Raw genomic sequence first — 25,265 nt, 5'->3', positions numbered from 1 at the left:
CCCCATGGACCTGCTGCTGGCCACCGTCATCGCGGCCGCCGTCTACGGCGCCCTGTACGGCATACGCCTCTACCGGAGCGAGGCCAAGCTGCCCGCCGACCTCGCCGTCGCCCTGGAAGTCGGCTCCACCCGCACCACCGCCACCGGTTCCGCCATCGACCGGCTCGGCATGCGGTACGCCCCGCGCGTGCTGCGCATGATGGGACCGAAGCGCGTCGACAAGGTGCGGCGCAAACTCGACATGGCCGGCAACCCCGGCGGTATGACGGTCGACCGTTACGCCGCCCGCCTCGCCGTCTACGGCGGCCTGGGCGCCCTCACCAGCCTCACGATGCTGATGAACGGCCAGATCGTGCTGGCCATCCTGTTCCTCGTCTACGGCATCTTCTGGACGGACGTGACCATCAGGTCCGCCACCGGCCGTCGCAAGGACGACATCGAACGCACCCTTCCCGACTTCCTGGACGTCCTCGCCGTCGTCGTCTCCGCCGGCCTCGGCTTCCGCCAGGCACTGGAGCGTGTGGCCGAGAAGTACGAAGGCCCCTGGGCCGACGAACTGCGCATCACACTCCGGCAGATGGACATGGGAGTCAGCCGCCGCGAGGCCTTCGAGCAACTGCGCAAGCGCAACGCCTCCGAGCAGGTGTCGATGTTCGTCTCCGCCCTCCAGCAGGGCGAGGAACTCGGCGCGCCCATCGTCGACACGCTCATGCAGATCGCCAACGACATGCGCCGTACCGACGCCCAGAACGCCCGGCGCCGGGCGGCCAAGGCGGTGCCCAAGGCGACGCTGATCGTCACCAGCTTCATGCTGCCGGGCACGATGATCCTCATCGCCGTCGGCTTCTACTACGCGTCCGACATCAACTTCAACGATCTGCTCGGAGGCTGACGTGCTGTCCCGCGGCAGGACCCCCCGCTCCCTCGCCGGCGGCGCGGTCGCGGACCCGCTGCCCGAGACGGGCACGCCCGCGCTGCCGATCCAGGTCAACGCCCTGTCGGCCCTGTGCCGCCAGCTGTACGGCTTCCGGCTGGCGATGACCGCGCTCGCGGCCCCCTTCGCGCTGACCGGTACGCACAGCGACGTCTCCGGCTGGCTCGTCGGCTCCGCCGTCCTGGTCACCGTCATGGGGTCCTACGCCCTGTTACGCGACTGGGAGCGGTTCGGCCCCGTGCTGCTGCGGCACCCGTCGCTGCTCGGTGTCGACATGGTGTTCGGCTCGCTGCTGCTCTTCGCCGCCTCGCCCAACTCCACTCTCGCCTACGTCACCATCTGCACCCCGCTGCTGGCGGGACTGGTCTACGACTGGCGCGGCGCCGCGGTGTTCGCGCCGCTCCAGTCACTCCTCGTAGGCCTGGCCTACGCGATGGACCCGCACGTGGACATGAACGCCTCCACGCTGCTCGTCGTCGGACTGTGCGTGCTGGCCGGCGTGGTCGGCAGCAGCCTGCGCCGCCTCCTGCTCCGATTCGGCGCGGCCACCCACGCCCTGACCGAGACGCGCGCCCGGCTCGCCGTGAGCGAGGCCGTGGAGGAAGAGCGGGCCCGCCTCGCCCGCGAAATGCACGACTCGGTCGCCAAGACCCTGCACGGGGTCGCCCTCGCCGCCGACGGACTGGCCCACTCCGCGGACCGGCTGGACGCCGACGCCGTCAAGCACCAGGCCGAACTGGTCGCCCGCTCGGCCCGCCGCGCCGCCGCCGAGTCCCGTGAGCTCCTGGCCGACCTGCGCCGCGAGTCAGACCTGGAAGGGGGCGTGGACGTGACCGCCGAACTGGCCGCACGCACCGCCGATTTCCAGCGGCGCACCGGACTGCCGGCCACCTACGGCCCCGTCGGCGGCACACCGCCTCCGGTGCCGCACGCCGCCGCCCGGCACCTGCTCACCATCGTCTCCGAGGCGATGGAGAACGCCCACCGGCATGCCGGGCCCACCCAGGTGCACGTCTCGGCCGGGGTCGTCGGGGACATGCTGCGCGTCAGCGTCCACGACGACGGCCGCGGCCTGCCCGTGGACCTCACCCTGGAGGACCTCAGGAAGGCCGGCCACTTCGGCCTCGTCGGCATGGTCGAGCGGGCGGCAGGCATCGGCGCCCGCATCCGCATCGGACGGGGCAGGGCGACCCGGGGCACGGAGGTCCGGCTGGACCTGCCGATGGCAGCGCTGGGCGCCCGAGCGCGCGACCGGCTGCCCGCCATTCCGCCGCAGTTCCGCCACGCGGAACGGGGCAGCGTCTCGCTTCCGCCCACCTGACGTTCCGACCTCACCCTTCCGAGAGGAGGCCGCACATGCCGGACACACCCGCGTTCCCCGCGTTCGCCGAGGCACCACCCGCACCGCCGCTGCGGGTGGTCGTCGCCGACGACAACCCCGTGGTACGAGCCGGCCTGACCGCGCTGCTGTCCGGGCGCGACGATCTGGAGGTCGTCGCCGAGGCCGCCGACGGCCGGCAGGCCTACGAGTTCGCCGTCCAGCACCGGCCCGACGTCGTCCTGCTCGACGTCCGCATGCCCGGCGTGGACGGCATCTCCGCACTGCCGCACCTCGTGCGCATCGCCCCCGTGCTGATGATGACGTACAGCAGGGAGACGGAAATCGTGCACGAGGCCCTGCGTCTGGGCGCAGGCGGCTACCTGGTGCACGGCGAGTTCACAGCGGACCAACTGGTCGACGCGGTGCGGGACATCAAGGCCGGCCGGGCCCACTTCACGCCCACCGCCTCCAGCGCGCTGCTCCAGGGCTTCCGCGGCGGCCCCCCGGCCGACGCCGGTCCGCTCCCGGACGGACTGGGCACGGCCTTCTCTGCATCTGCACACACGGAGACTCGATATCCGACATCGAACGCCCAGGAACAGCCCACCGCTTCGGAGTTGCCCGGACCGCAATCTGCCGTTTTGCCTTCGCATCAGCAACCGGATGTGGCACGCTCTTTCCCGGGCTCCACGGCGACAGCCGGAGCCGGGGGAGTGCTCACGGAGCTGAGCCAGCGTGAGGTGGAGGTGATGGACCTGATCGCGTCCGGCATGACCAATCAGGAGATCGCCGCGACCTGCTTCATCAGCCAGAAGACCGTCAAGAACCACATCAACCGCATCTTCGCCAAGCTGAACGCCCAGAGCCGCGGCGAAGCCATCGCCATCTGGAACCGTGCCCGGCGAGGAGGGCCTGGCCATGTCTGACCACGCGTCGCAGGCCCGGCACGCCACCGTGGGCCCGCGGTCCCACCGGCCCGACGGCGGGGCCCATCGGCCAGGTTGGGCCCGCCAATGGGTCCTGGGGCCCATGTGGGCGGGGCATGGCCCGGCGTACGTTTCCGGTGTCGCCAGCGAGACCGGCCAGGAGGAAGCCGGAAGCGCGAGCGGCACCCGGACTCCGTATGTCGCAGAGTCGGCCGCCACACGGCCGGCCGAACCTGGAGGGACCCACCATGATGAAGGACGCCGCGCTCAAGGCCGCCGCCACCACCAAGGTCTACATCGGCAGCTGGGCCAACACCCGCGTCGAGAAGATGAAGGCCGCTCGCGACAAGGGTCAGGGCGCGATCGAGTACGTCGGCGTCACGATCCTCGTGGTGGCGATCATCGTCGCGCTGCTGAACACGGACATGGGCTCGACGATCGCGGACAAGTTCACCGAGAAGATCAACGAGGTTCTCGACAGCTGATGCCGAGAACTCGTCGGGACGAAGGGCAGGCCGCACCGCTGTACATCACAGCGGTGGTCGGCCTGCTCTTTCTCGCGTTGCTGTACTTCGTGTTCGGCAAGGCGGACGTCCGCCGCAACGAAGCCCAGACCGCGGCCGACTCCGCTGCGCTGGCGGCGGCGATGGACTCCAGGGACGGTCTCAAGGCCGGTCTTCTCGCCCACATCCTCGACGGCGACTACCTGAGGGATCTCCTGCGGGGCGATCCGCCGGGAACGGCCAACGGCTGTGACCAGGCCCTCCGCTTCGCCGGGAAGAACGGCGCGCGCACGGACGGCTCCTTCCAGTGCCGGCGCCTCACGGACGGTCGGTGGGGCTTCACCGTCGATCTCGAGAGCGGGAAGACGGTGGGCAAGAGCGCTCTTCCCGGCACGGAGAACAAGCGCGCCAAGGCCAGCGCCACGGCTGTGGTCGAGCCCCTCTGTACGTTCATGCCCGACGCGGACTCGGAAACGCCCTCGGCTTCACAAAAGCCCCCGGGTGACGAGGAGCCGGGCGCCGAAGAGGACAAGCCGTCGCCGGGGAAGATCGAGTGCGACGGGGGCAAGGACTGGATCATCGACCCGGCCCACCTCGACCTCCTGCCGGACATGTCGGACCTCTTCCGGGTCCGGCTGGCCCACGACTGACCGCCAGCGAACACGAAGGACATGCGACTCATGAAGATTCGGCACGTAGGACAGCTGCGACGGGCCGGTGCGGCAGCCGTACTGGCTGCGGCACTGGCCGTCTCGGTGACCGCCTGCAACAGTGAGAGCGACGCGAAGGGGCCTTCGCAGACGGCGTCCGCGAGCTCCAGCGGGGGGAGCGACAAGGGCGGTCAGGATGCCGGCGGAAAGACCTTGCCGGATACCAGCCAGGTCATCGCCACACTCAAGAGCGATGAGGCCGGCATCGAGATGGTGCTGCACTCGGCGGTGCGCGATCAGGGTGGCTTCCTCACGGTGAACGGGGAAATCAAGAACACGTCCGGTAAGCGCTACACCACTCCGATCAAGTGGAGCGGCGACGAGCAGTCCGTTGCGCGCACGGGCCGGTCGTTCGCGGCGATGACGCTGGTGGACTCCAAGGAGAAGAAGCGCTACTACGTGCTGCGGGACACGGAGAACCGTCCCCTGACCACCACCGGCTTCCAGCCATCGATCAAAGCCGGCGAAAGCCTGCCGTTCTTCGCCCAGTTCCCCTCCCCGTCGGAGTCCACCACCACGGTCGACCTCCAGTTCCCCGGCTTCCCCAACGCCCCGATCGAGATCTCCTGATGAGCACCGCCACCGCATCCCGCACCCCACGCGCGCGTATGCGTTCGGCGGCGACCGTGCTCGCCGGAACCCTCGCGCTCGCCGTCCTGGGCGTCCCGCACGCCGTCGCCGACGATGACCCGTACCCCACCCCCTCCGCCTCCGCACCGGTCAAGGTCAACGAGTCGGATCCCGATCTGAAGCTTCCTGACGGTGCCACGCTCGCGCCCCCCAAGGTGCTGGACATCAAGTCCGTGGTCGAGGACCTCGACGGTGACGAGCGCCGAGAGGACACCAACGCGGACGTGAAGTTCGCGCTCCAGGCCGAGGTTCTCTTCGGCAAGGACAGCGCGCAGCTCAACGCCGCGGCGAAGTCTCGCATCGCGGAGATCGCCGCGGAGATCAAGAAGCAGGCCGCCAAGCACGTTCGCGTCTTCGGCTTCACGGACAACCTCGGCACCCACGCGCACGGCGTGGTGCTGTCCAAGCAGCGGGCGGACGCGGTCCAGAAGGTGCTCACCGAAGAGCTCAACGACTCGTCGATCACCTACGAGATCCGCGGTTACGCCGAGCAGTACCCCATCGCCGACAACTCGACGGAAGAGGGCCGCAAGAAGAACCGACGCGTGGAGATCTCCTTCCCGCGCGGGGAGAGCGGCAACTGACAAGGTCAGCGCACAGGGAAGACGGACGGGGCCCGCCCCACGCCGGGACAGGCGAGGGCGAGCCCCGTCGTTCCGGCTCCCGGTTCGGCGATCGCCGACACCGCCTCTGAAATCTCCTTGTTGGGCCCGGAGTTGGGTCCAGGGACCCAGGCCGGGGCGGAGGGGCCTCAATACGATCACCGGCATGTCGTTCTCTGCCGGTTTCGGAGCGTCCCACGCCTCCTACCCCGCCTCCCGAGTGCGGATGCCGCGCGCTCTCGTGACGGCCCGTGTCCTGCTTTTCGTCCTGTTCGGTTTCACCGTGCTGGGCGTTCTGGGCGTGCTCACGGTGCTCCACGTGACCGGTGAGATCGCCGGGATGCTGGCGTACGCGGCGGCACCCGGTGTGGCGGGGCTGCTGCTGGCACGCAGGGCGTGGACCGGGGGCCGGTATGTGCGGTGGTCGCTGATAGGCGTACAGGCGCTGCTGATCCTGCAGGCGACGGCGTCGATCGGACGCGGTGATCCGCGAGGTCTGGCACAGGTGACGGTGCCGATCATCGTGATCGTGCTGCTGTCGCTGCGGCCGGTGCGGGAGTGGTTCGTGCTGCCCGATCTGGAGCGGGAGGAGAACCCCGGATTCAGCCTGGCGCGGATGCTGAAGTGGCGGCACAGCGACGAGGGCCAGTCCACGCTCGAGTACGTCGGCATGGTGACCCTGGTGGTCGCGATCGTCGTGGCGCTGCTGCTGTCGGGTGTGGGCGGGCAGATGGCCGATGGTTTCCGGTCGGCGGTGTGTTCCGTGACGGGCAGCGGGTGTGCCGCACCGGGCGGCGGAGACGGGTCGGTCGAGGCGGAGGGCGGCAAGGGCGACAGCGCCGGCACCACGCAGGGCGGTGGCGTCAGCGGGGCCGCGTCCGGCTCGGGCGGGGGCGCGAACGGTGGTGCTTCCGGTTCCGGTGGGGATGCGAGCGGTGGTGCCTCCGGCTCCGGCGGTTCGCAGGGCGCCGCGTCCGGCGGCAGCGGTGGCTCGGACGTCGACGCCTCCGACGTGAAGACGGAGAGTTCCGATTCGGGCGGGGACGGTGGGGGCGGAAAGAGCACCCTCGACCAGCTCGGTGACCTGTTCACCTCGCCGTTCAAGTCGGCGTGGGGCGACGTCAAGGACACCGCTCACATGATCCGTCACCCCGTCGACTCGGCGAAGGAGGTGTGGAACGGCCTGTCCACGTACACCACCGACTGGTGGTCCGCCAAGTCCGACGAACTCGGCAAGCGGTGGGACAAGGGCGGGTGGAACTACCTCGGTGTGCCGCTGGAGTGGGCCGCCACTCCCGCGGAGTTCACGGGCGACTTCCTCGTGGACTCCTTCGTGGACGTCGATTCCTTCAAGAAGGGCAACTGGGGCGCGGGCTTCGGCAACACCGCGTGGAACATCGGCTCGATGTTCATCCCGGGCGTCGGCGAGGTGAAGTGGCTCAACAGGCTGAACAAGCTCAGCAAGCTGACCAAGGTGGCCAAGGTCACCGAGCGGGCCGCCGAAGCGGTCGAGGACGCGAAGAAGGCGGCCAAGGCCGGTGACGTCATGGGCGCCGAGAAGGCAGCGAAGGAGGCCGACGAAGCGGCGGACGAAGCCGAGAAGCGGGCTCGCGAGTCGGGTTGCACCATCGCCGCACCCAGCAGCGAGACGCTCTACGGGGGCGGTGGTCCCGGGCTCGGCGGGGGCTCCGGTACGGGCGCCACTGTCCTCGCTGCCGGCCGGTCGGAACCCTACGTGGTGCTTGCCGAGGGGAAGTGCGACGAGGACGCCAAGCAGCAGGCGCAAGATGCCCGTAAGAAGGCGGACGAGGCAGAGCGGCAGACGCTCGAAGCTCGCGCCGAGAGGGCCAAGGCTGCCTTGCGAGAGCGAGGCTCCTCGGTGCCCGATGACCAGATCGACGGTCTCGTCGCGCGGGCCAAGGACGACCCTGACCCGGCGAAGACCGAGATCGGCACGAAGGAGGCGGCTGACGCACTGGACGAGATCGCCGATCTCGCGGGTCGCAAGAACGTCAACGGCGATGCGGCGGCAGCTTTGGAAGGGAAGGTCGTCAACGCGTCCGACGCCAACAAACTCGCTGAAGCACGCGCCGAGGTGAACGCCGTGCGGCGTGCCGCTGACGAGGCGGCCCCGGGGACTCAGGTGGACGCCGGTGTCGGTCAGAGCATGAACCGGAAGGAGGCCGACCTGGGTGACGGGGAAAAGGTGAACCTCGACGAAATCCCTGACGCCGATTTCGTCTACAAGGACAGGAACGGCACGGTTCAGGTGAAGGAGGTCAAGAACGCCGGCTCTGCCACACGGAAGGCGGACTTCGCCAATCAGGTGGAGCGGCTCAAGAAGTGGGCAGACAAGGAGCCGGGGCGCAAGGCGACCGTCGAGATCGAGACGATGGATCGCTGGACTTCGATCTTCAGCGAGTTCAAGCCCGCCCGAAACGGCAAGCCCGCGAAGGACACACGGACGGCGGCCGGCGAGATGGCCAAGAACGGCGTGGACGCGAAGGTGGCGGGGCAGCACCTGTCCGCTGACCAGCTCGACAGGATGCAGCGTGCCGTCAACGAGCGCACTGCGAATGGGACGATGGACTGGGCGAAGATGAAGGACCCAGAGAGCGCGAAGGCGTATCTGGGCATTGACTGACGACAAGGCGGAACGAGACGTTGGCAGGGCGGCGGCGATGACTGAGTCGGGCACGGGGCCGGATGACGAGACGGCATGGGACCCGCAGGTCGAGCGCTGGCGCTATCCCGACGGCGACTTCGTCCTGCCGCCCACCTTGCGGTGTCTCCCGCAGCCGTGGGACGAGTTCGACTGGACGCGGATCGCGGGCCTGCCGCGTACGGATGAGCGCGTGGCGCAGGCCCGAAGGGTGCTGAGCGCGCTGCTGGATGACCGGGAGCCGGCGCCGCGCGTACCCCAGCCGCCGTCCCCTGGCCTGCTGTGGCAGGTGTGGGAGCAGTTCCATGAAGCCCTTTCCCAGCGCGTGCCGCGTCTGAGCCACGTGACGTGGGCCGACGTGGATGCGCTGGCGAGCGAATGGCGTGACCCAGAGCGGGCCTACCCGCTCCAGAGGCACGTGGGGAGGCATGTCGACGTGGCGATGCTCGCCTTGATCCCCCGCCTGCGGGATGACGTGGCCGACTCGGTGTTCCACTGGCTGACGCTCGACACAGATCCAGGCCGCTTCGCGGACTGGGCGGTGAGCTTGGCCGAGCGTTGCGTGATCGAGGACATAGGGGCCGACTCCGCCATCGAGCTGCTGGGCGCGATGGGTGGTGCGGAGTCGAGGGCTGCACTGGAACGCTTGGCTGTGAAGCCGGACGGACCGGCTACGTGGGACAACGCGGAAGCGGCACAAAGCATGCTCTTCGAACTGGGAACCGAAGGCATGGACAGCTGACGTGTCGCCGCCACCCGCGTCCAAGGCGTCCGAGGATGGTGAGACATCAGCGAGTTCGAGATGAAGGCGCTGAACTGACCCTTCCCGCCCCCGCCCCCGCCCGCGACCTGCCCCACGGCCGTGAGTCGCTCACCGTCTCGCCACTGACGACTCCCTGCCGCAGGACGTGCGGGAACTGGCCGCGAACGGACTGGACGAGCGCTGACAGCTGGCATTTGGGCCCGCGGTGGGCCCTGGGGCCCACGACGTCTGCGGTGACCCCCTCCTAAGCTGACGGCTACTCAACTGCCGGTACAGCTCGGGGGACGGAGACTTCGCGTTGAGTGGCATATCTGCGTATGGCAACGCCGGCTGGGCTCCGGACCGGGGAAGCCGGCCGTTGCCGCGCTCTCTCCGGATGGCCCGGCTGCTGATCCACGTCCTGTTCGCCGCCACCGTCATGGGCGGCCTCGGTCTGTTCGGTTCGGCGCTCGCCGCGGACGCGGTGAACGGAACGCTCGTCGGGCTCGCCCTCTACGGTGCCGCTCCGGGAGTGACCGGCTGGATTCTCTCGCGCCGGACCTGGACGGGCGGGACCTCCCTGTGGTGGGGGCTGATCGCCGTCCAGGCGTGGTTCCTGCTCGGCGGCGTGAGTAACATCGCCGACGGCTCGATGCGGGGCTTCGGCCAGTTGTTCCTGCCGGTGCTGGTGATCTGGTTCCTCACCCGGGAGGAGAGCCGGGCGTGGTTCCGGCTCGCCGAGCGGGACCGGGCGGACAAGCCGCCGTTCTCCCTGCCCCACATGATCCGCTGGCGCCGGGACCGCGGCCAGTCGACCCTCGAGTACGTCGGCCTGATCGTCCTCGTCGCCGCGATCGTTCTGGGGCTTCTCGCCTCCGGCGTCGGTCAGGACATCGCGGCCAAGATGAGCCAGCAGGTGTGCCGCGTCGTGAGCGACGGGGACTGCGGCGGCTCCGACGGCACCCGGAACGAGGCCGGCGGGAACCCGGACGACGGCGGCAAGCCGGACGGCACGGGGGGCACGGCCGGGACCGGCGGGACGAGCGGCGCGGGTTCGGCGGGCGCGTCGGGCGGGGCTGGCGGGACGAGCGGCGCGGGTTCGGCGGGCGCGTCGGGCGGGGCTGGCGGGACGAGCGGCGCGGGTTCGGCGGGCGCGTCCGGTGGCACCAACGGTACGAACGGCGCCGGCGACACGGGCGGCACGAACGGCAGCGGTTCCGCGGGCGCGTCCGGCGGTTCCGGTGGCGCCGGCTCGGACGGCGGCCCCGACGGCAGTACCCAGGCCACCTACCCCGAGACGAATCCCGAGCCGGAGGCGGCGTACGACGTCCAGCCCACCGCCACCGACGAAGACAACGGCGGCAAGGACGACCAGGACTGCGGCGGCTTCTTCGGCTGCGCCTGGGACAAGGTCTCCCAGGTGGGCAAGGGCCTCTTCGCCGACGGAGTGTGGGGAGACGTCACCGGCATCGTCTCCCTCTTCGACGGCGACACATGGTCCGGCATGGCCGACTACGGCAAGCAGCTCGGCCATCAGTGGGTGGAGGACTCCAAGGGCGCCGGCGACAAGTGGAGCAAGGGCGACTACCTGGGCGCGCTGTGGGACTGGGGCGGCGCGTCGGTCAACACCGTCGTGAAGGTCGGCGACGACATCTTCGTCGGCGACGAGGTGCGCGAGCGCTGGAACAACGGGGAGAAGACCCGCGCCGTCACCGATGTCGTCTGGAACGTCGGGTCCTTCTTCATCCCCGGTTACGACGTCGCGAAGGTCGTCGGGAAGGTCGGCAAACTCGGCAAGCTCGGCAAGGTCGCCGCGAAGGTCGCGGAAGCCGCCGACAAGGCGGGGGACGCGGCGAAGCGGGCTCGCAAGGCCGCCGAGGCGGGCGACGCGGCCGAGGCCGGCCGGGCGGCGAAGGAGGCCGACGAGGCGGCCGACGCCGCGGAGGAGCAGGCGCGCAAGACCGGCTGCGTCATCGCCCTGGGTCCTGTCAGGCCCGGTGGTGCACCGGACAGCCCCGGCCTCACCGGATCCGGCACGCTCGTCCTCGCGGCCGGCGCCCCGGGCCGGGTCGTCCTCGCCGACGAGGGCTGTGACAAGGAAGCGGAGGCCAAGGCCAAGGAGGCCCGGAAGCAGGAGCGCGACGCCTACCTGGCCAAGAAGCGGGCCGAGGAGCCGCAGCGGGCCATCGACGCCGCGAAGAAGATGAAGAAGTGGCCCGACCCGAAGCGCAACGACACATCCGACCCGCGCAACTACCTGCCGCCGGAGTGGGCCAAGAACCTCAAGGACCCCAAGCTGGGCGACGCCGACAAGGCGGACGGCTACTGGGCCAGTCGTGACCGCAACCCGAAGCCCGCCTGGAAGAACGAGTCGTGGGTGCGCTACCAGGAGCAGGTCACCGGCGTGAAGCGGGGCAAGGAGTATGTCGTTCCGCACCCCAAAGAGGGCGTTCCGGATGTGGAGTACGACGGCTGGGACTCCGCTCGGCAGACATTCCTGGAGGCCAAGAACGGGTACAGGACCTATCTGTCGAAGGACGGATCACTCACGAAGTCCGGGAGGGAGTCGTTCGTCACGGAAGCACGACGGCAGGTGGACGCGTCCGGTGGCCGCGCCGTCGAGTGGCACTTCTCGGACCCCGATGTGGCCAAGGCGGCCCGTGCGGCGTTCCGCAAGGAGGGACTGCCCATCAAGGTCGTCCACACTCCGGCGAAGGGGGCGGGACCCAGGAACCCCGCTCAGTTCGACTAGCGTGACGCAGTGAGCTGCCGCAAGTGGCGAACGAGAGGGACGGAGGCGCAGCATGAGCCGCGTGGTGCGAGGTTTCTGGGGTCCTCGTGAGGAGTCGGCCGAGGCATTGGCGGATCGCTGGAAGCAGACGCTGGACCGACTGTCGTCCCTGCTGCCGGCCCTCGCACCCGAGTCGGGCGAGGGGTGGACCTGGCAGCAGATCCACCCGTCCGGGCCGGCCACCGCTCTGCGGGCCGACGCCGGGTCGATCCTCGCGGCGCTGCGGTCGGTCCAGGCAGAGGACGGCTGGTCCGATCGCACGGGCTACCGGCTTTCGCTGGTCATCGGGGGTGAATCGGGCTGGCGGGCCGATGTCCGGGGCGCGGCCGGCGGAGCGTCCGAGTTTGTGCCGCAGAACCTGATCATGGAGATCGACGCGCCCGACGGTGCGGCGGTCCCCGAGGCGGAACTGCTCACCCTGGTGGCGGAGACCTGGCAGCCCGACTTCGGTGACGTGACCGACGACGACGTCCTCGACGCCCTTGAGGACGAGGCGGACTTCGGCCCCGGCGAGCCGTCCGTCGGCCGGCTCGGTTACCTGTCACCGGCCCGGGCGGCCCTGGTGCCCGCCGACCTCCCCGATGTCACCCGTACGGAGCTGCCCACCGGCGGCCTGCTGCTCGCCGTCGCTCCGCCGGCGGCTGAGACGGACAAGGTGGTCCAGGCGAACGTGCGGTTGCGGGAGGCCGGAGCGCTGCAGCCGCTGCCCAAGCCGATGGACCGGAGTGTGTGGTGACTCGTCAGTTCGCGCACAGGTTCGACGTCGGCAGGGCGGTCGCCGACATCATGGCGCTGCTCGTGGAGCCCCTGCCGGCGCAGGGGCCGACCGTGGTGCAGGAGGACCCACTCACCGGCGAGCGGACCAAGGAGACCGGTCAGGGATTCGTGCTCGCCCCCCTGTGGCAGAGCGGCCCCCTCACCGGCGTACCCGGCGAGGACTGGAACGCGGTCGTGGAGGGCGCCGATCGCAAGGCCGGCGAGGTGGCGGAGGAACTGACCCGCCGGTGGGGGCCGTCCCGCCGGGTCGCCATGCACGGCGCCATGTTCCGCGAACAGGCAGGCGAGCCGTTGCCGCCGCTGCACCAGGCACTGTGCGACGCCGACGACTACGGCGACCTGACCGTGTGGGGCCCGGTCCACGAGGGGCCCGGCGGTGCGGACCGATGGGTGGGCATCTCCGTGGGCCACAGCGATGGCGACGCACCGCTGGTGCTCATGGCCGCGATCAGCGACCGGGAGATCGTCGAGGTGGCCGGCGAGCCGCGCTGATACCCGGACTCCGGCCCGCGGCGCACGGCTCTGACGCCTCATGCGCCGGGTCGGCACCCCGCGCTCCCCGTGTGGCGGCAGCGCCACGTCAGATGTGCACGGTCAGCCGCGTTCCCGGCCGCACCCCCCACCGCTCCATCGCCCCGGCCTCCGCCTCCAGAACGGAGCGCGCCCGCAGGCGGGGCAGACTCAGCCGGCCGGGTTTCATGGTGTGCACCGCCACCACCGTCAAGTCCCGGTCCAGATAGGCCACATCGATGGTGAAGCGCATACGGAAGGTGTGCACGCTCGCGCACGGAGTGATGAGGAACGCCCCGTCGACCCCGTCACGGCCGAGCAGGCCCCGGGCGCGTTTCCGGTAGCTGGTGACGATCTCCAGGGGGACTTCCGGTGCCTCGGGGGTGACGAGGGTTCCGGTGCCGTTCCGCCACTTCGGTCGTGTCGTCATGGCCCGCACTCTAGGACGCGGCACACCACTGGCCGGCTCTGGGCCCGGTCGGTTCGGCGCTGGGTCCACGGGCCCATGACCGCCCGTCACGCGTGCCGTAGCGTCTGCCGCGTGTACGCCTTGCCGACCGCCTGCCTCCTGTGGGGAGCCGTCACCGGACTGCTCGCCCTGCGCGCCGCCTACCGGTTCTCGGTCGAGCCGGAACAGCCCTGGCGTCTCAACTGCCAGGAGGGGCACGTATTCGCCCCGGGGCCACGCGGCTGGGTGGGCACGACTTCCTGCGCGACCTGTGCCCCGGCTGGGCGGCCGGGGTGGCCGGCCGCCGTGGTCACCGGCCTGTGCTGCGCCGCGCTCGCCCAGGCCGTGGGCACCCGGCCGGAACTCGCCGTGTGGCTACTGCTGACACCGCCGTTGGTGCTGCTGGCGCTGGTGGATGCGCGGGTGCACCGCCTTCCCGACCGGCTGACCCTGCCCCTGGCCGCAGGAGTGCCGGTACTGCTTGGATCAGTGGCGCTGCTGCCCGGGAGCACCGGGTCCTGGCCGCGCGCGCTGCTGGGCGGGCTGGCGCTGGGCGGCGTGTACTTCGCGCTGTTCCTGATCAACCCGAACGGGATGGGCTTCGGAGACGTGAAGCTGGCCGTTCCCCTCGGCGTGGCGCTCGGCTGGTACGGGTGGGACGTGCTCTTCCTGGGCGCTTTCGCCGGCTTCCTGCTCGGTGCCGTGTACGGCCTCGGGCTTGTTCTGCTGAGACGGGCGAACCGCAAGAGCGCGATACCGTTCGGCCCGTTCATGATCGCCGGCGCGATGGCCGGCCTGCTGCTCGGCGCGGCCTCGGCGGCCTGATCGCCACCGGCCCAACGGCACCGAGCGAAAATGCAGTTGTGGCCCCGCCCACCCCGGGATAAGAACCTCCCATGACTGCACTCGGCGTCGTCTTCCGTCCCCAGCTCCCGCCCGAGCGGCTTCGTGCCGTGGCCAGGGTCGCCGATGCGTCCGGGCTGGAGGAGTTGTGGTTGTGGGAGGACTGCTTCCTGGAGGGCGGGGTGTCCACGGCCGCCGCCGCGCTGGCCTGGACCGAGCGGGTGCGGGTCGGGATCGGGCTGCTGCCCGTCCCGCTGCGCAACGTCGCCGTCACGGCCATGGAGGCCGCCTCGCTGGAGCGGATGTTCCCCGGCCGCTCGATCCTCACCGTCGGGCACGGTGTGCAGGAGTGGATGGGGCAGGTCGGGGCGCGCGCCCAGTCGCCCATGACGCTGCTGCGCGAGTATCTGCTCGCCCTGCGTGGCCTGCTGGGCGGTGAGCGGCTCGGCACCGAGGGGCGCTACGTCCGCCTCGACGACGTCGCGCTCGACTGGCCGCCGCCGGCCCCGGTGCCGGTGCTGGCCGGTGTCACCGGGCCGCGTTCGCTGCGGCTGTCCGGTGAGGCCGCCGACGGCACGCTGCTGACGATGAACAACTCGCCCGACGCCGTGCGGCGGGCGCGGCGGATCATCGACGAGGGACGCGAAGCGGCCGGGCGGCTCGGCGATCCGCACCGGGTCGTCGTCTATCTCCTCGCCGCCACCGGGCCCGACGCCCGGGCCCGGCTGCGCGCCGAAATCGCCGCCGAGGGTCTCACCGACGTCCCCGGTATCGGGGTCGCCGGGGACGCCGGGACCGTCGCCAAGGCCGTCCGGGAGTTCGCCGAGGCCGGCGCCGGCACCGTCGTACTGCAGCCGACGGCGGACGAGCCCGACCCGGAGGGGTTCGTCCGGTTCGCCGCCGAAGAGGTGCGGCCCCTGCTGGTGTGACGCCGGCCGGTCACCCCGCAGGCCCGGGCACCCGTCATCCCGCAGGCCCGGGCACCCGTCATCCCGCAGGCCCGGTCACCCGTCATCCCGCAGGCCCGGTCACCCGTCATCCCGCAGGCCAGTCACCCGTCGCGCCGTCGATCAGCTCCCGGACGATGTCCATGTGGCCCGCGTGCCGTGCCGTCTCCTCGATCATGTGGACCAGCACCCAGCGCAGGGACACCTCGCGGCCCTCGTGCCACGCCGGGCGGCCCACCGCGTCGAGCGGGAGCTCGGCGAGCGTGCGGTCGGCGGCGGTGCGGGCGCGGCCGTAGAAGGCGATGATCTGCTCCGCCGTCTCGTCGTCGGACGCGTACATGTCCTCGGCGGAGTACGGGTCGAACCACAGCGGCTCCGGCTCACGGCCGAACGTCTCGACGAACCAGCCGTACTCCACCGAGGCCAGGTGCTTGACCAGCCCGAGCAGATTGGTGCCGGACGGTGTCATCCGGCGGCGCAACCGCTCCTCGTCCAGACCTTCCAGCTTCCACAGCACCGCGTCCCGGAGCCGGTCCAGACTCGCCCGGAGGGTCTCCTTCTCACCGCCCGCATAGGGCAGTCCCGCGCTCGCGTCGCTCACCGCGTCGTCCCCCATGCCATCTCCCTCAGGTCGTCCGCCATGCCGCCGAAATTAACAGCGGGCACTGACAACGCCCTGCGATCATCGCCCGCATGAACGCTCAGCCCCACCGCCGCACCTTCGAAGACCTCGTCGCCGAGGCGGTCGCCGCGCCCACGGAAGGCTGGGACTTCTCCTGGTTCGAGGGGCGGGCCACCGAGGAACGGCCGTCCTGGGGGTACGCCACCTCGATGGCCGAGCGGCTCGGCTCGGCCACCGCCGTCCTCGATCTGCAGACCGGGGGAGGGGAAGTGCTCGACTTCGCCCTCGGCCGCACGTCCGCCGCCCCCGGCCTCGTCGTCGCCACCGAGGGCTGGCCGCCGAACGTCGCCAAGGCCACCGCGCTGCTGCGCCCGCGTGGCGTCGCGGTCGTCGCCTCGCCCGACGACGCGCCGTTGCCGTTCGCCGACGCGGCGTTCGACCTGGTCGTCAGCCGGCATCCGGTGCGGCCGCACTGGGCGGAGATCGCCCGTGTGCTGGAGCCCGGCGGGACGTACTTCGCCCAGCACGTCGGTCCGAGCAGCGTCTTCGAGCTCGTCGAGCACTTCCTCGGCCCTCAGCCGCAGCAGACGCGCGGTGCCCGGGACCCGGAGCGCGAGCGCGCCGACGCCGAGGCGGCAGGACTGGAGATCGTGGACCTGCGCGCCGAGCGGCTGCGGACGGAGTTCCACGACATCGGGGCCGTGGTGCACTTCCTGCGCAAGGTGATCTGGATGGTCCCCGGCTTCACCGTCGAGGCCTACGAGCCGCAGCTGCGCGCCCTGCACGAGCGGATCCGGGCCGAAGGGCCGTTCGTCGCGCACAGCAGCCGGCACCTCTTCGACGCCCGCAAACCGAGTCACTGATGTCACTTCCCCCACACGGTTTCCACATCGTTATCGCGATCGGCTCGCATTCACCCAGGCGCCTCACATAGGTTCAGACCAAGGCGATTCGCGTGAGCAAAGCTGCGCGGGCGGTACCGCGCAGTGGAGGGGACTGCGCGGTGCCGGCGCCGTCAAGGGCGGGGACACACCGGTTCGCCCATCGGAGGGACCGCCGCAGAGAGGTTCCCCACCGCCCCGAAAACACCGCCCACCACGCCTTCTTCCGCCAGCCGCCTGTTGCCGGGTGGATTCGGAGAGTAGTTGTGGCACGCCGATGCCCACACCTGCCCTTACGAAGGGTTATGGTGGAAACCCCCCCTCGGGCCGGTCCGTATCCCCCCCACGGACCGGCCCGTTTCTTTTTCCCCATCGCCCGCCCTGGCTGGAGTCCGGCCCATGTCGAACGATCATCCGACACCGCCCGGCTCCTACGCCCCACGTTCCTCTACCCCAAGGCCGGGAACGGCGTGAGAATCGCCTCCGTCGTGCTGGCCGGCGTGCAGATCCTCATCGCCCTCGGCGCCACCGCGAACGGCACCCCCGGTGGCATCGTCCCGCTCGGCGGTGCCATCGCCGTCATCGTGCTGCTCAGCCGGCGTTCCGCGAGCCAGTGGTTCGGGCGCCCGCGCACCCCCGCCGTGCCGCCGCAGCCGCCGTACGCGTGACACCCGTTGGCGGTCCTCCCCGCCGGCGGGGGTAGGCTTCGCCATCGGGGACCGCCATACGGACAGGTGTCGCGCCCGGCCGAGCCCGGCGCGCATGTCCGATCCGCACCGGAGGGGCTGACAATCACGTGAACCTGCGCGACAAGCTGCGCGGCCTGCTCGTCAAGCTGTACGCGCGGCGGGTGGAAGGCCACCTGGACCACGCTCAGGTGCCCAAGCACATCGGCGTCATCATGGACGGCAACCGGCGCTGGGCGAAGGCCGCGGGCTCCACCACCGCGCAGGGCCACCAGGCCGGGGCGGACAAGATCGAGGAATTCCTCGGCTGGTGCAGTGAGACCGACGTCGAGGTGGTCACCCTCTGGCTGCTGTCCACGGACAACCTCACCCGTCCGGAGGACGAGCTCGGCCCGCTGCTCGGCATCATCGAGGGCGTCGTGCGCACCCTCGCCGCCGACGGCCGCTGGCGCGTGCACCACGTCGGCACCTCCGACATCCTCCCGGCCGGCATGCAGCGCACCCTGAAGGAGGCCGAGGAGGCCACCGCGCACGTCGACGGGATAGTGGTCAACGTCGCCATCGGCTACGGCGGCCGCCAGGAGATCGCCGACGCCGTCCGGTCCATGCTCTTCGACGCCCACGAGCGCGGCGTGGCGATGGACGACCTCGCCGAGCAGGTCGACGTCGACATGATCGGCCGTCATCTGTACACCAGCGCCCAGCCCGACCCCGACCTAGTCATCCGCACCAGCGGCGAGCAGCGGCTGTCCGGTTTCATGCTGTGGCAGACCGCCCACTCGGAGTACTACTTCTGCGAGGTCTTCTGGCCGGCCTTCCGCAAGGTCGACTTCCTGCGCGCCCTGCGCGACTACGCGGCCCGTCACCGCCGTTACGGCGGCTGACACGGCAACACGCCGCCGACCCCCCGGGGGAAACTCCCCGTGTACCCCGTTTCCCGCGGAAGTAACACGGAGTTCACCGCTGCGCCGCCCTGCCTTGTGGCATGGCGGCGCATTTTCGAGGGCATAAGGCAAGCAGGTCGACACCCGAACCACGGGCGTCGTATCTCAGCGGACGGCTCGGGGCCGTCCGCCCGGGAGGCCCTTTGCACCAGCCCGACCGTGCGGTGACGGCACGGAAGCAGCCGCGGCGGGCCGGTTCCCGGCCCTCCGCACGCGGAGGCCGGCCACCGGCCGTATTTGCCCCGCCCTCCCGGCCCGGCATCCACCTCGTCGCTCCCCGACCTCATCCGAGGGGGTACGTCCTTCCGTGGTGACCAGCACAAAGCGCCCCAAGCCAGACCGGCGCACCTATGTTCTCGACACCAGCGTCCTGCTGGCCGACCCGAACGCCCTGAGCCGCTTCGACGAGCACGAGGTCGTGCTCCCCATCGTCGTGGTCACGGAGCTGGAGGCGAAGCGGCACCATCCCGAACTCGGGTACTTCGCCCGGCAGGCCCTGCGTCTGCTCGACGACCTCCGGGTCCGGCACGGCCGCCTCGACGCCCCCATTCCCACCGGGGACCTCGGCGGGACCGTACGGGTCGAGCTCAACCACTCGGACCCCAGCGTGCTGCCCTCCGGCTACCGCCTGGGGGACAACGACTCCCGCATCCTGGCGGTGGCACGCAACCTGCAGGCCGAGGGGTTCGACGTCACCGTCGTCTCGAAGGACCTCCCGCTGAGGATCAAGGCGTCCTCGGTGGGCCTGCTCGCCGAGGAGTACCGGGCCGAACTGGCCATCACGGAGAACTCCGGCTGGACCGGGATGAGCGAACTCACCCTGCCGGCCGAGCAGGTGGACATCCTCTTCGAGGAAGGGCATCTGTACGTCCCGCAGGCGGCCGACCTGCCCGTGCACACCGGGCTGACCGTCCACTCCGAGCGCGGCAAGGCCCTCGGCCGCGTCACGCCGGAGGGCAACGTCCGTCTGGTGCGCGGTGACCGGGAGGCGTTCGGCATCAAGGGCCGCAGCGCCGAGCAGCGCATCGCGCTGGACCTGCTGCTCGACCCGGACGTCGGGATCGTGTCCATGGGCGGCCGGGCCGGCACCGGCAAGTCGGCGCTCGCGCTGTGCGCCGGCCTGGAGGCGGTCCTGGAGCGCCGCCAACACCAGAAGGTGATGGTCTTCCGCCCGCTGTACGCGGTCGGCGGCCAGGAACTGGGCTATCTGCCCGGCTCCGAGGCGGAGAAGATGAGTCCGTGGGCGCAGGCCGTCTTCGACACGCTGTCGGCGGTCACCTCGCGTGAGGTCATCGAGGAGGTCACCGCGCGCGGGATGCTCGAGGTCCTGCCGCTCACCCACATCCGCGGCCGCTCGCTGCACGACGCGTTCGTGATCGTTGACGAGGCCCAGTCGCTCGAACGGAACGTCCTGCTGACCGTGTTGTCCCGGATCGGGGCGAATTCCCGGGTCGTTCTGACCCATGACGTGGCACAACGGGACAATCTGCGGGTCGGGCGCTACGACGGTGTGGTCGCCGTCGTGGAGAAGCTGAAGGGGCATCCGCTCTTCGCGCACGTCACGCTGAACCGGTCCGAGAGGTCCCAGATCGCGGCGCTTGTGACCGAAATGCTCGAAGACACCGGTATCTGACCGTCCGGCAGACTATCGCCGTCAACCGGCGCCGTCCCGCAAAGGCGAAGAGCTTAGCGGGGCGGCGCCGCCGTATGTGGGTGTTCGATGAAATCCCGGGGTCCAAACGGGATGTGAGCTTTCACACGCAACGCAGAATTGCGGTGCGGCGTCGGGTTACGGCAGAGTCTCACTCCTGTCAGGCCCCGCATACGACACATCTGTACCGCCAGCGGTATGGCACCACAGCAGGACACCAACTCCATAGCAGCCGTCGTATGCCGCCCGAGCACCTCGCGGCGCTCCCGAACAGGGAGTTGCCCACCGGGCCCGCGCCTCCCGTGACCCCGCAGTTGGGGAGGCCAGTGTCAGGGGCACGATTGCGTCCGCCAGGGTCACCGAAGCGGGCGATGCTGGAAGGAAACCGTGTGAGCCGGATTTCGGTCCGGGGATTCGCAGTGGCCTCCGCCACCGCGGTCACCGCTGTCGGAAGCGTCGTCGGTGTTGCCTCGGGCAGCACCGCGCAGCCCAACGACGCCGAGGCGGTGGCATCCGACGTCACGCTTCTCGCGGACATACCCGCGGGTCAGCAGGCGCAGGTGCAGACCGCGTCCCTCGCGCAGCAGGCCGACGCACAGGCCATCGCCGCCGACGCGAGCGCCAAGAAGACCGCCGAGGAGGCGGCCCGCAAGGCGGCCGCCGAGACCGCGATCGCTAAGAAGGAAGCCGCCGAGAAGGCGGCGAAGGAAGCCAAGGAGCGCGAGGAGGCCAAGAAGGCCGCCAGCCGCAGCGCCATCCGGGACGCCTCCACCTTCGCCGTGCAGAGCTCGTACACGGTCTCCCAGATCCAGGCGATGGCGCGTCAGATGGTCGGCGGCGGCCAGTTCCAGTGCTTCAGCAACATCGTGGACCACGAGTCCAGCTGGAACTACCAGGCCGTCAACGCCTCCTCCGGTGCCTACGGTCTCTTCCAGGCCCTGCCCGGCTCCAAGATGTCGTCCGTCGGAGCCGACTGGCAGACCAACCCGGCCACCCAGATCAAGTGGGGCCTGAACTACATGAACAGCCGGTACGGCAGCCCGTGCGACGCGTGGTCGTTCTGGCAGGCCAACCACTGGTACTAGGCCCCCGGCCCGCCAACCGGCCTTCGCTCAACCTCGCGCAGCCCCTCCCCGTCCTAGGGGGAGGGGCTTTCGCCCTGTACGGTCGTACGCGACGGCTCCAGGGGGGAGTGGTGAGGAGAGACGGGGGAAGAGGACGGATCATGTCGCGAGTGCCAGGGTGGCTCGGTCGGCTCGGCGCCGGACTGACCGGGATAAGCGAGCGGCTCGACGAGCGCCGCGCCGAGTTCGAGCGGGAAGACGCCGACCACGAACCCGTCGCATCGCCCGAGCACGTACCGGCGCCCCCCGACTACGCGCCCGATGTCCCGGCCCGCCCGGACCCCGCGCAGGCCGTTCCCTGGGGCGTCCGCGTCGCCGCCGAGGCCGGCTGGCGGCTGCTCATCCTCGCGGGCACGCTCTGGGTGCTGATGAAGGTGATCAGCGCCGTCCAGCTCGTCGTCCTCGCGTTCGTCGCCGCCCTGCTCATCACCGCGCTGCTCCAGCCGACGGTGGCCCGGCTGACCCGCATGGGCGTGCCGCGCGGCCTCGCCACGTCGATGACGGCGATCCTCGGCTTCGTCATCATGGGGCTGATCGGCTGGTTCGTGAGCTGGCAGGTCATGGAGAACATCGACAACCTCTCCGACCAGATCCAGGACGGCATCGACGAGCTGCGCAAGTGGCTGCTCAACAGCCCCTTCCACGTCACCGACAAACAGATCAACCAGATCGCCAAGAACCTGCGCGAGGCGATCGGCGCCAACACCGACCAGATCACCTCGGCCGGCCTGGAGGGCGTACAGGTCGTGGTGGAGGCCCTCACCGGCATCCTGCTGACCGTCTTCTCCACGCTGTTCCTGCTCTACGACGGCCGCCGCATCTGGGAGTGGACGCTGAAGCTGGTCCCGGCCGCCGCCCGCCCGGGCGTCGCCGGCGCCGGCCCGCGCGCCTGGCGCACCCTCACCGCGTACGTGCGCGGCACGGTGATCGTCGCCCTCATAGACGCGATCTTCATCGGCCTCGGCATCTACTTCCTCAACGTGCCGATGGCCGTGCCGCTCGCGGTGTTCATCTTCCTGTTCTCCTTCATCCCGCTCGTCGGTGCGGTGGCCTCCGGCGCGCTCGCGGTCGTCGTGGCGCTCGTCACGCAGGGCGTGTTCACGGCCGTGATGACGCTGGTCGTCGTGCTCGCCGTGCAGCAGATCGAGGGGCACATCCTGCAGCCGTTCATCCTCGGGCGGGCCGTGCGGGTGCATCCCCTCGCGGTGGTGCTGTCGGTGGCGGCCGGCGGCATGATCGCCGGGATCGGCGGCGCGGTGGTGGCGGTGCCGCTGGTGGCGGTGACCAACGCGGTGGCCGGGTATCTGCGGGCGTACTCCCGTGAGGCGGCGCTGCGGCACACGCCGCGGCCGCGCGGGGCGACGGCGTCGGACGTGGCGGCGGCGAAGGCGGCTGCCGCGGAGCCGGCCGCCCCGCAGGAGCCCGCGCAGGAGACGCCGTCGGTCTGAGCCGGGCGAAGGCGAAGGCCCCGCCCACCCGATGGTGGACGGGGCCTTGCAACAGGCGCGGTGCGGGCCCTACTCGGCCAGGACCGCCTCCGCCTCCAGCGTGACGCCTACGGCCTGGACGACCGAGGCGATCTTGAAGGCCTCCTGGACGACCTCGCGCTCGACGCCGGCCTTGCGCAGCACCTGCTCGTGCGAGTCCAGGCACATGCCGCAGCCATTGATCGCGGAGACCGCGAAGGACCACAGCTCGAAGTCGGTCTTGTCGACACCGGGGTTGCCGATGACGTTCATCCGCAGGCCCGCGCGCAGGTTGCCGTACTCGTGGTCCGACAGCAGGTGGCGGGTGCGGTAGAAGACGTTGTTCATCGCCATGACGGCGGCGGCCGACTTCGCGGCCTGGTACGCCTCCGGCGTCAGGTTCGCCTTGGCCTCCGGCTCCAGCTCACGCAGCACGATCGGGGAGCGCGAGGCGATGGCGGTCGCCAGCACCGTGCCCCACAGTTGCTGCGCGGGCAGGTCGGAGTTGCCGATGACCGAGCCCAGGTTGAGCTTCAGGTCCTTGGCATAGTCCGGTACGCGGGACTTCAGGGAGTCGAGGGACATGCCTCACTCACCAGCCAGCAGCTTGACCGGGTCCAGGGTCTCTTCGCCCTTGCTCCAGTTGCACGGGCACAGCTCGTCGGTCTGCAGGGCGTCCAGGACCCGCAGGACCTCCTTCGGGTTCCGGCCGACGGAGCCCGCGGTCACCATGGTGAACTGGATCTCGTTGTTCGGGTCGACGATGAAGACGGCGCGCTGGGCGAAGCCGTCCTCGCCCTCGATGCCGAGGTCGCGCATCAGCTCGTGCTTGGAGTCCGCCATCATCGGGAACGGCAGGTCCGTCAGGTCCGGGTGGTCCTTGCGCCAGGCGTGGTGGACGAACTCGGAGTCACCGGAGAAGCCGAGGATCTGCGCGTCGCGGTCGGCGAACTCGTCGTTCAGCTTGCCGAACGCGGCGATCTCGGTGGGGCACACGAAGGTGAAGTCCTTGGGCCACGCAAAGACGACCTTCCACTTGCCCTCGTAGGTCTTGTGGTTGATCGTGTCGAACTCCTTGCCCTTCTCCAGCGAGACACAGGCGGTCAGTTCGAACTCGGGGAACTTGTCACCGACAGTGAGCACACGCTCTCCTTGCAGCGAAGAAACACCCCTTTTGAGGGTGTTTCCCATGGGTTGGACGCTGTTGATGTTGGCACACCGTGCATTGATTACGGAAATAGCTACACTCGGTCGAGTTGATCGGAGGGAGCTATCAGTGAGTGTCACCAGCGTGACCGGCGGCGCCGGCGGCAAACGGAAGCAGCCCAGCCTGGCGCAGTTGCGGGCGTTCGCCGCCGTCGCGGAGCATCTGCACTTCCGGGACGCCGCCGCGGCGATCGGCATGAGCCAGCCCGCCCTCTCGGGCGCCGTCTCGGCCCTGGAGGAGACACTCGGTGTCACCCTCCTCGAGCGTACGACGCGCAAGGTGCTGCTCTCGCCGGCCGGTGAACGGCTCGCGGTGCGCGCCAAGGCCGTCCTCGATGAGGTCGTGGCGCTGCTGGAGGAGGCCGAGGCGGTGCGGGCGCCGTTCACCGGGGTGCTGCGGCTCGGGGTGATCCCGACGGTCGCGCCGTATCTGCTGCCGACGGTGCTGCGGCTGGTGCACGAGCGGTACCCCGACCTCGACCTGCAGGTCCACGAGGAGCAGACCGCGAACCTCGTGGAGGGCCTGGGCTCCGGGCGGCTGGACCTGCTGCTGCTCGCGGTGCCGCTCGGGGTTCCCGGGGTGGTGGAACTCCCGCTGTTCGACGAGGACTTCGTGCTGGTCACGCCCATGGACCACGGGCTCGGCGGGCGGGAGGGGATTCCCCGCGAGGCGCTGAAGGAGCTGAACCTGCTGCTGCTGGACGAGGGGCACTGTCTGCGGGACCAGGCGCTCGACATCTGCCGCGAGGCGGGGCGCGAGGACGCGCCGGTGACGACGACGGCGGCCGGACTGTCCACGCTGGTGCAGCTCGTCGCCGGCGGATTGGGCTGCACGCTGCTGCCGCGGACGGCGCTGAAACTGGAGACGGCTCGCAGCAGCCAGCTGCTCACCGGGTACTTCGCCTCCCCGGCGCCTACGCGGAGGGTGGGGCTGGCGATGCGGGCCGGGGCGGCTCGCTCCGCGGAGTACGAGGAGCTGGCCGAGGCGTTGCGGGGGGTTCTGGGGTCGCTGCCGGTGCGGGTTGTCTCCGACGGGGACTAGCGTCTGCGGGTGGTTTTTGGCGGGGATCAGCGTCTGCGGGTGGCTTTTGGCGGGGATCAGCGTCTGCCGGGCTGGGATTGCCGGGTCTGTGCGGGTTTCGTTGTGGCTGGTCGCGCCCACGCGGCGGAGCCGCATGTCGAATACAGCCCCGCGCCCCTTTTGTGCTTGCGGCGGCCCGTTGCTGTCCGGTGGCCGGTTCCGGTAGCGCCTGCGGTTCGTTGTGGGTCGGGGCCGGGGTGGGGGGTGTCCGTCCTCGGTCCGGCCGCCCGTTTCCGACGAGGGCGCCCTTGCCCGGTG

General features: G+C 70.4%; 25 protein-coding genes. 21 read left to right on the top strand and 4 right to left on the bottom strand.

From position 1 onward, the window contains the following. The first annotated feature begins 4 nt into the window (after positions 1 to 4). The 12 genes from ACF1GV_RS23075 to ACF1GV_RS23020 all read left to right on the top strand — a co-directional run bounded on the left by ACF1GV_RS23075 (position 5) and on the right by ACF1GV_RS23020 (position 13,090). Positions 5 to 892: a DUF5936 domain-containing protein gene (locus ACF1GV_RS23075; protein ID WP_391683860.1), complete on the top strand. Its 888-nt coding sequence runs from the start codon at positions 5 to 7 to the stop codon at positions 890 to 892. A 58-nt stretch (positions 893 to 950) separates the two neighbouring features. After that, entirely contained in the window at positions 951 to 2,255 is a 1,305-nt protein-coding gene (locus ACF1GV_RS23070) for a sensor histidine kinase (RefSeq protein ID WP_391684058.1), read from the top strand. Between the two features lie 35 nt (positions 2,256 to 2,290). Continuing rightward, entirely contained in the window at positions 2,291 to 3,181 is an 891-nt protein-coding gene (locus tag ACF1GV_RS23065; protein ID WP_391683858.1) for a response regulator, read from the top strand. A gap of 248 nt (positions 3,182 to 3,429) precedes the next feature. Further along, entirely contained in the window at positions 3,430 to 3,666 is a 237-nt protein-coding gene (locus ACF1GV_RS23060) for a hypothetical protein (protein ID WP_391683856.1), read from the top strand. Then, positions 3,666 to 4,334: a pilus assembly protein TadG-related protein gene (locus ACF1GV_RS23055; protein ID WP_391683853.1), complete on the top strand. Its 669-nt coding sequence runs from the start codon at positions 3,666 to 3,668 to the stop codon at positions 4,332 to 4,334. Before ACF1GV_RS23060 ends, ACF1GV_RS23055 begins: the two co-directional genes overlap by 1 nt. 30 nt (positions 4,335 to 4,364) lie before the next feature. Continuing rightward, entirely contained in the window at positions 4,365 to 4,964 is a 600-nt protein-coding gene (locus ACF1GV_RS23050; protein ID WP_391683851.1) for a hypothetical protein, read from the top strand. Continuing rightward, the gene (locus ACF1GV_RS23045) at positions 4,964 to 5,608 is read left to right on the top strand and encodes an OmpA family protein (RefSeq protein ID WP_391683848.1); all 645 of its coding nucleotides are present in this window, start codon (positions 4,964 to 4,966) and stop codon (positions 5,606 to 5,608) included. Before ACF1GV_RS23050 ends, ACF1GV_RS23045 begins: the two co-directional genes overlap by 1 nt. Before the next feature lie 184 nt (positions 5,609 to 5,792). After that, positions 5,793 to 8,270 carry a hypothetical protein gene (locus tag ACF1GV_RS23040; RefSeq protein ID WP_391683845.1) on the top strand — a complete coding sequence of 826 codons (2,478 nt, stop codon included), beginning with the start codon at positions 5,793 to 5,795 and terminating at the stop codon, positions 8,268 to 8,270. Then, positions 8,263 to 9,030: a hypothetical protein gene (locus ACF1GV_RS23035; protein ID WP_391683843.1), complete on the top strand. Its 768-nt coding sequence runs from the start codon at positions 8,263 to 8,265 to the stop codon at positions 9,028 to 9,030. Before ACF1GV_RS23040 ends, ACF1GV_RS23035 begins: the two co-directional genes overlap by 8 nt. Before the next feature lie 379 nt (positions 9,031 to 9,409). Beyond that, entirely contained in the window at positions 9,410 to 11,782 is a 2,373-nt protein-coding gene (locus ACF1GV_RS23030; RefSeq protein WP_391683841.1) for a Tox-REase-5 domain-containing protein, read from the top strand. 52 nt (positions 11,783 to 11,834) lie between these two features. Further along, positions 11,835 to 12,557 (top strand): Imm52 family immunity protein, encoded by a 723-nt coding sequence (locus ACF1GV_RS23025; RefSeq protein WP_391683838.1) that lies wholly within the window; start codon positions 11,835 to 11,837, stop codon positions 12,555 to 12,557. Next, positions 12,554 to 13,090 (top strand): hypothetical protein, encoded by a 537-nt coding sequence (locus tag ACF1GV_RS23020; protein ID WP_391683836.1) that lies wholly within the window; start codon positions 12,554 to 12,556, stop codon positions 13,088 to 13,090. Before ACF1GV_RS23025 ends, ACF1GV_RS23020 begins: the two co-directional genes overlap by 4 nt. 88 nt (positions 13,091 to 13,178) lie before the next feature. Here ACF1GV_RS23020 and ACF1GV_RS23015 read toward each other — a convergent pair whose 3' ends face one another. Then, the gene (locus ACF1GV_RS23015) at positions 13,179 to 13,538 is read right to left on the bottom strand and encodes a DUF192 domain-containing protein (RefSeq protein ID WP_391683834.1); all 360 of its coding nucleotides are present in this window, start codon (positions 13,536 to 13,538) and stop codon (positions 13,179 to 13,181) included. A gap of 75 nt (positions 13,539 to 13,613) precedes the next feature. Here ACF1GV_RS23015 and ACF1GV_RS23010 point away from each other — a divergent pair, with 75 nt between their 5' ends. Both ACF1GV_RS23010 and ACF1GV_RS23005 read left to right on the top strand, forming a co-directional pair. After that, positions 13,614 to 14,381 (top strand): prepilin peptidase, encoded by a 768-nt coding sequence (locus tag ACF1GV_RS23010; protein WP_391683831.1) that lies wholly within the window; start codon positions 13,614 to 13,616, stop codon positions 14,379 to 14,381. A 71-nt stretch (positions 14,382 to 14,452) separates the two neighbouring features. Further along, on the top strand, positions 14,453 to 15,328 hold the full coding sequence (locus ACF1GV_RS23005) for an LLM class flavin-dependent oxidoreductase (RefSeq protein ID WP_391683829.1): 876 nt from the start codon (positions 14,453 to 14,455) through the stop codon (positions 15,326 to 15,328). A gap of 106 nt (positions 15,329 to 15,434) precedes the next feature. On the opposite strand, the gene ACF1GV_RS23000 is transcribed toward ACF1GV_RS23005, so the two are convergent. Beyond that, positions 15,435 to 15,962 carry a DinB family protein gene (locus ACF1GV_RS23000; protein ID WP_391683827.1) on the bottom strand — a complete coding sequence of 176 codons (528 nt, stop codon included), beginning with the start codon at positions 15,960 to 15,962 and terminating at the stop codon, positions 15,435 to 15,437. A gap of 77 nt (positions 15,963 to 16,039) precedes the next feature. Here ACF1GV_RS23000 and ACF1GV_RS22995 point away from each other — a divergent pair, with 77 nt between their 5' ends. The 6 genes from ACF1GV_RS22995 (at position 16,040) to ACF1GV_RS22970 (ending at position 22,702) form a co-directional block, all read left to right on the top strand. Beyond that, positions 16,040 to 16,831, top strand: coding sequence for a class I SAM-dependent methyltransferase (locus ACF1GV_RS22995; protein ID WP_391683824.1), 792 nt, complete (start codon positions 16,040 to 16,042; stop codon positions 16,829 to 16,831). A 488-nt stretch (positions 16,832 to 17,319) separates the two neighbouring features. Continuing rightward, entirely contained in the window at positions 17,320 to 17,517 is a 198-nt protein-coding gene (locus ACF1GV_RS22990; protein WP_391683822.1) for a hypothetical protein, read from the top strand. 128 nt (positions 17,518 to 17,645) lie between these two features. Further along, on the top strand, positions 17,646 to 18,419 hold the full coding sequence (locus tag ACF1GV_RS22985) for an isoprenyl transferase (protein WP_391683819.1): 774 nt from the start codon (positions 17,646 to 17,648) through the stop codon (positions 18,417 to 18,419). A 367-nt stretch (positions 18,420 to 18,786) separates the two neighbouring features. Then, entirely contained in the window at positions 18,787 to 20,112 is a 1,326-nt protein-coding gene (locus ACF1GV_RS22980) for a PhoH family protein (protein ID WP_391683816.1), read from the top strand. Between the two features lie 389 nt (positions 20,113 to 20,501). Then, complete coding sequence (locus tag ACF1GV_RS22975) at positions 20,502 to 21,215, top strand: transglycosylase SLT domain-containing protein (RefSeq protein ID WP_363267432.1); 714 nt, start codon at positions 20,502 to 20,504, stop codon at positions 21,213 to 21,215. Between the two features lie 140 nt (positions 21,216 to 21,355). Further along, positions 21,356 to 22,702, top strand: a complete 1,347-nt coding sequence (locus ACF1GV_RS22970; protein WP_391683813.1) for an AI-2E family transporter — start codon at positions 21,356 to 21,358, stop codon at positions 22,700 to 22,702. Positions 22,703 to 22,771: 69 nt separating this feature from the next. On the opposite strand, the gene ACF1GV_RS22965 is transcribed toward ACF1GV_RS22970, so the two are convergent. Next, positions 22,772 to 23,305: an alkyl hydroperoxide reductase gene (locus ACF1GV_RS22965; RefSeq protein ID WP_363267430.1), complete on the bottom strand. Its 534-nt coding sequence runs from the start codon at positions 23,303 to 23,305 to the stop codon at positions 22,772 to 22,774. 3 nt (positions 23,306 to 23,308) lie between these two features. Continuing rightward, positions 23,309 to 23,863 carry a peroxiredoxin gene (locus tag ACF1GV_RS22960; protein ID WP_363267429.1) on the bottom strand — a complete coding sequence of 185 codons (555 nt, stop codon included), beginning with the start codon at positions 23,861 to 23,863 and terminating at the stop codon, positions 23,309 to 23,311. 133 nt (positions 23,864 to 23,996) lie between these two features. Here ACF1GV_RS22960 and ACF1GV_RS22955 point away from each other — a divergent pair, with 133 nt between their 5' ends. Further along, positions 23,997 to 24,968, top strand: coding sequence for a LysR substrate-binding domain-containing protein (locus tag ACF1GV_RS22955; protein ID WP_391683809.1), 972 nt, complete (start codon positions 23,997 to 23,999; stop codon positions 24,966 to 24,968). The last annotated feature ends 297 nt before the right edge of the window (positions 24,969 to 25,265 follow it).

The sequence above is a fragment of the Streptomyces sp. NPDC014006 genome (genome assembly GCF_043088925.1).
Classification (GTDB): Bacteria; Actinomycetota; Actinomycetes; order Streptomycetales; family Streptomycetaceae; genus Streptomyces.
This window is presented reverse-complemented; position numbering and strand designations above follow the sequence as displayed.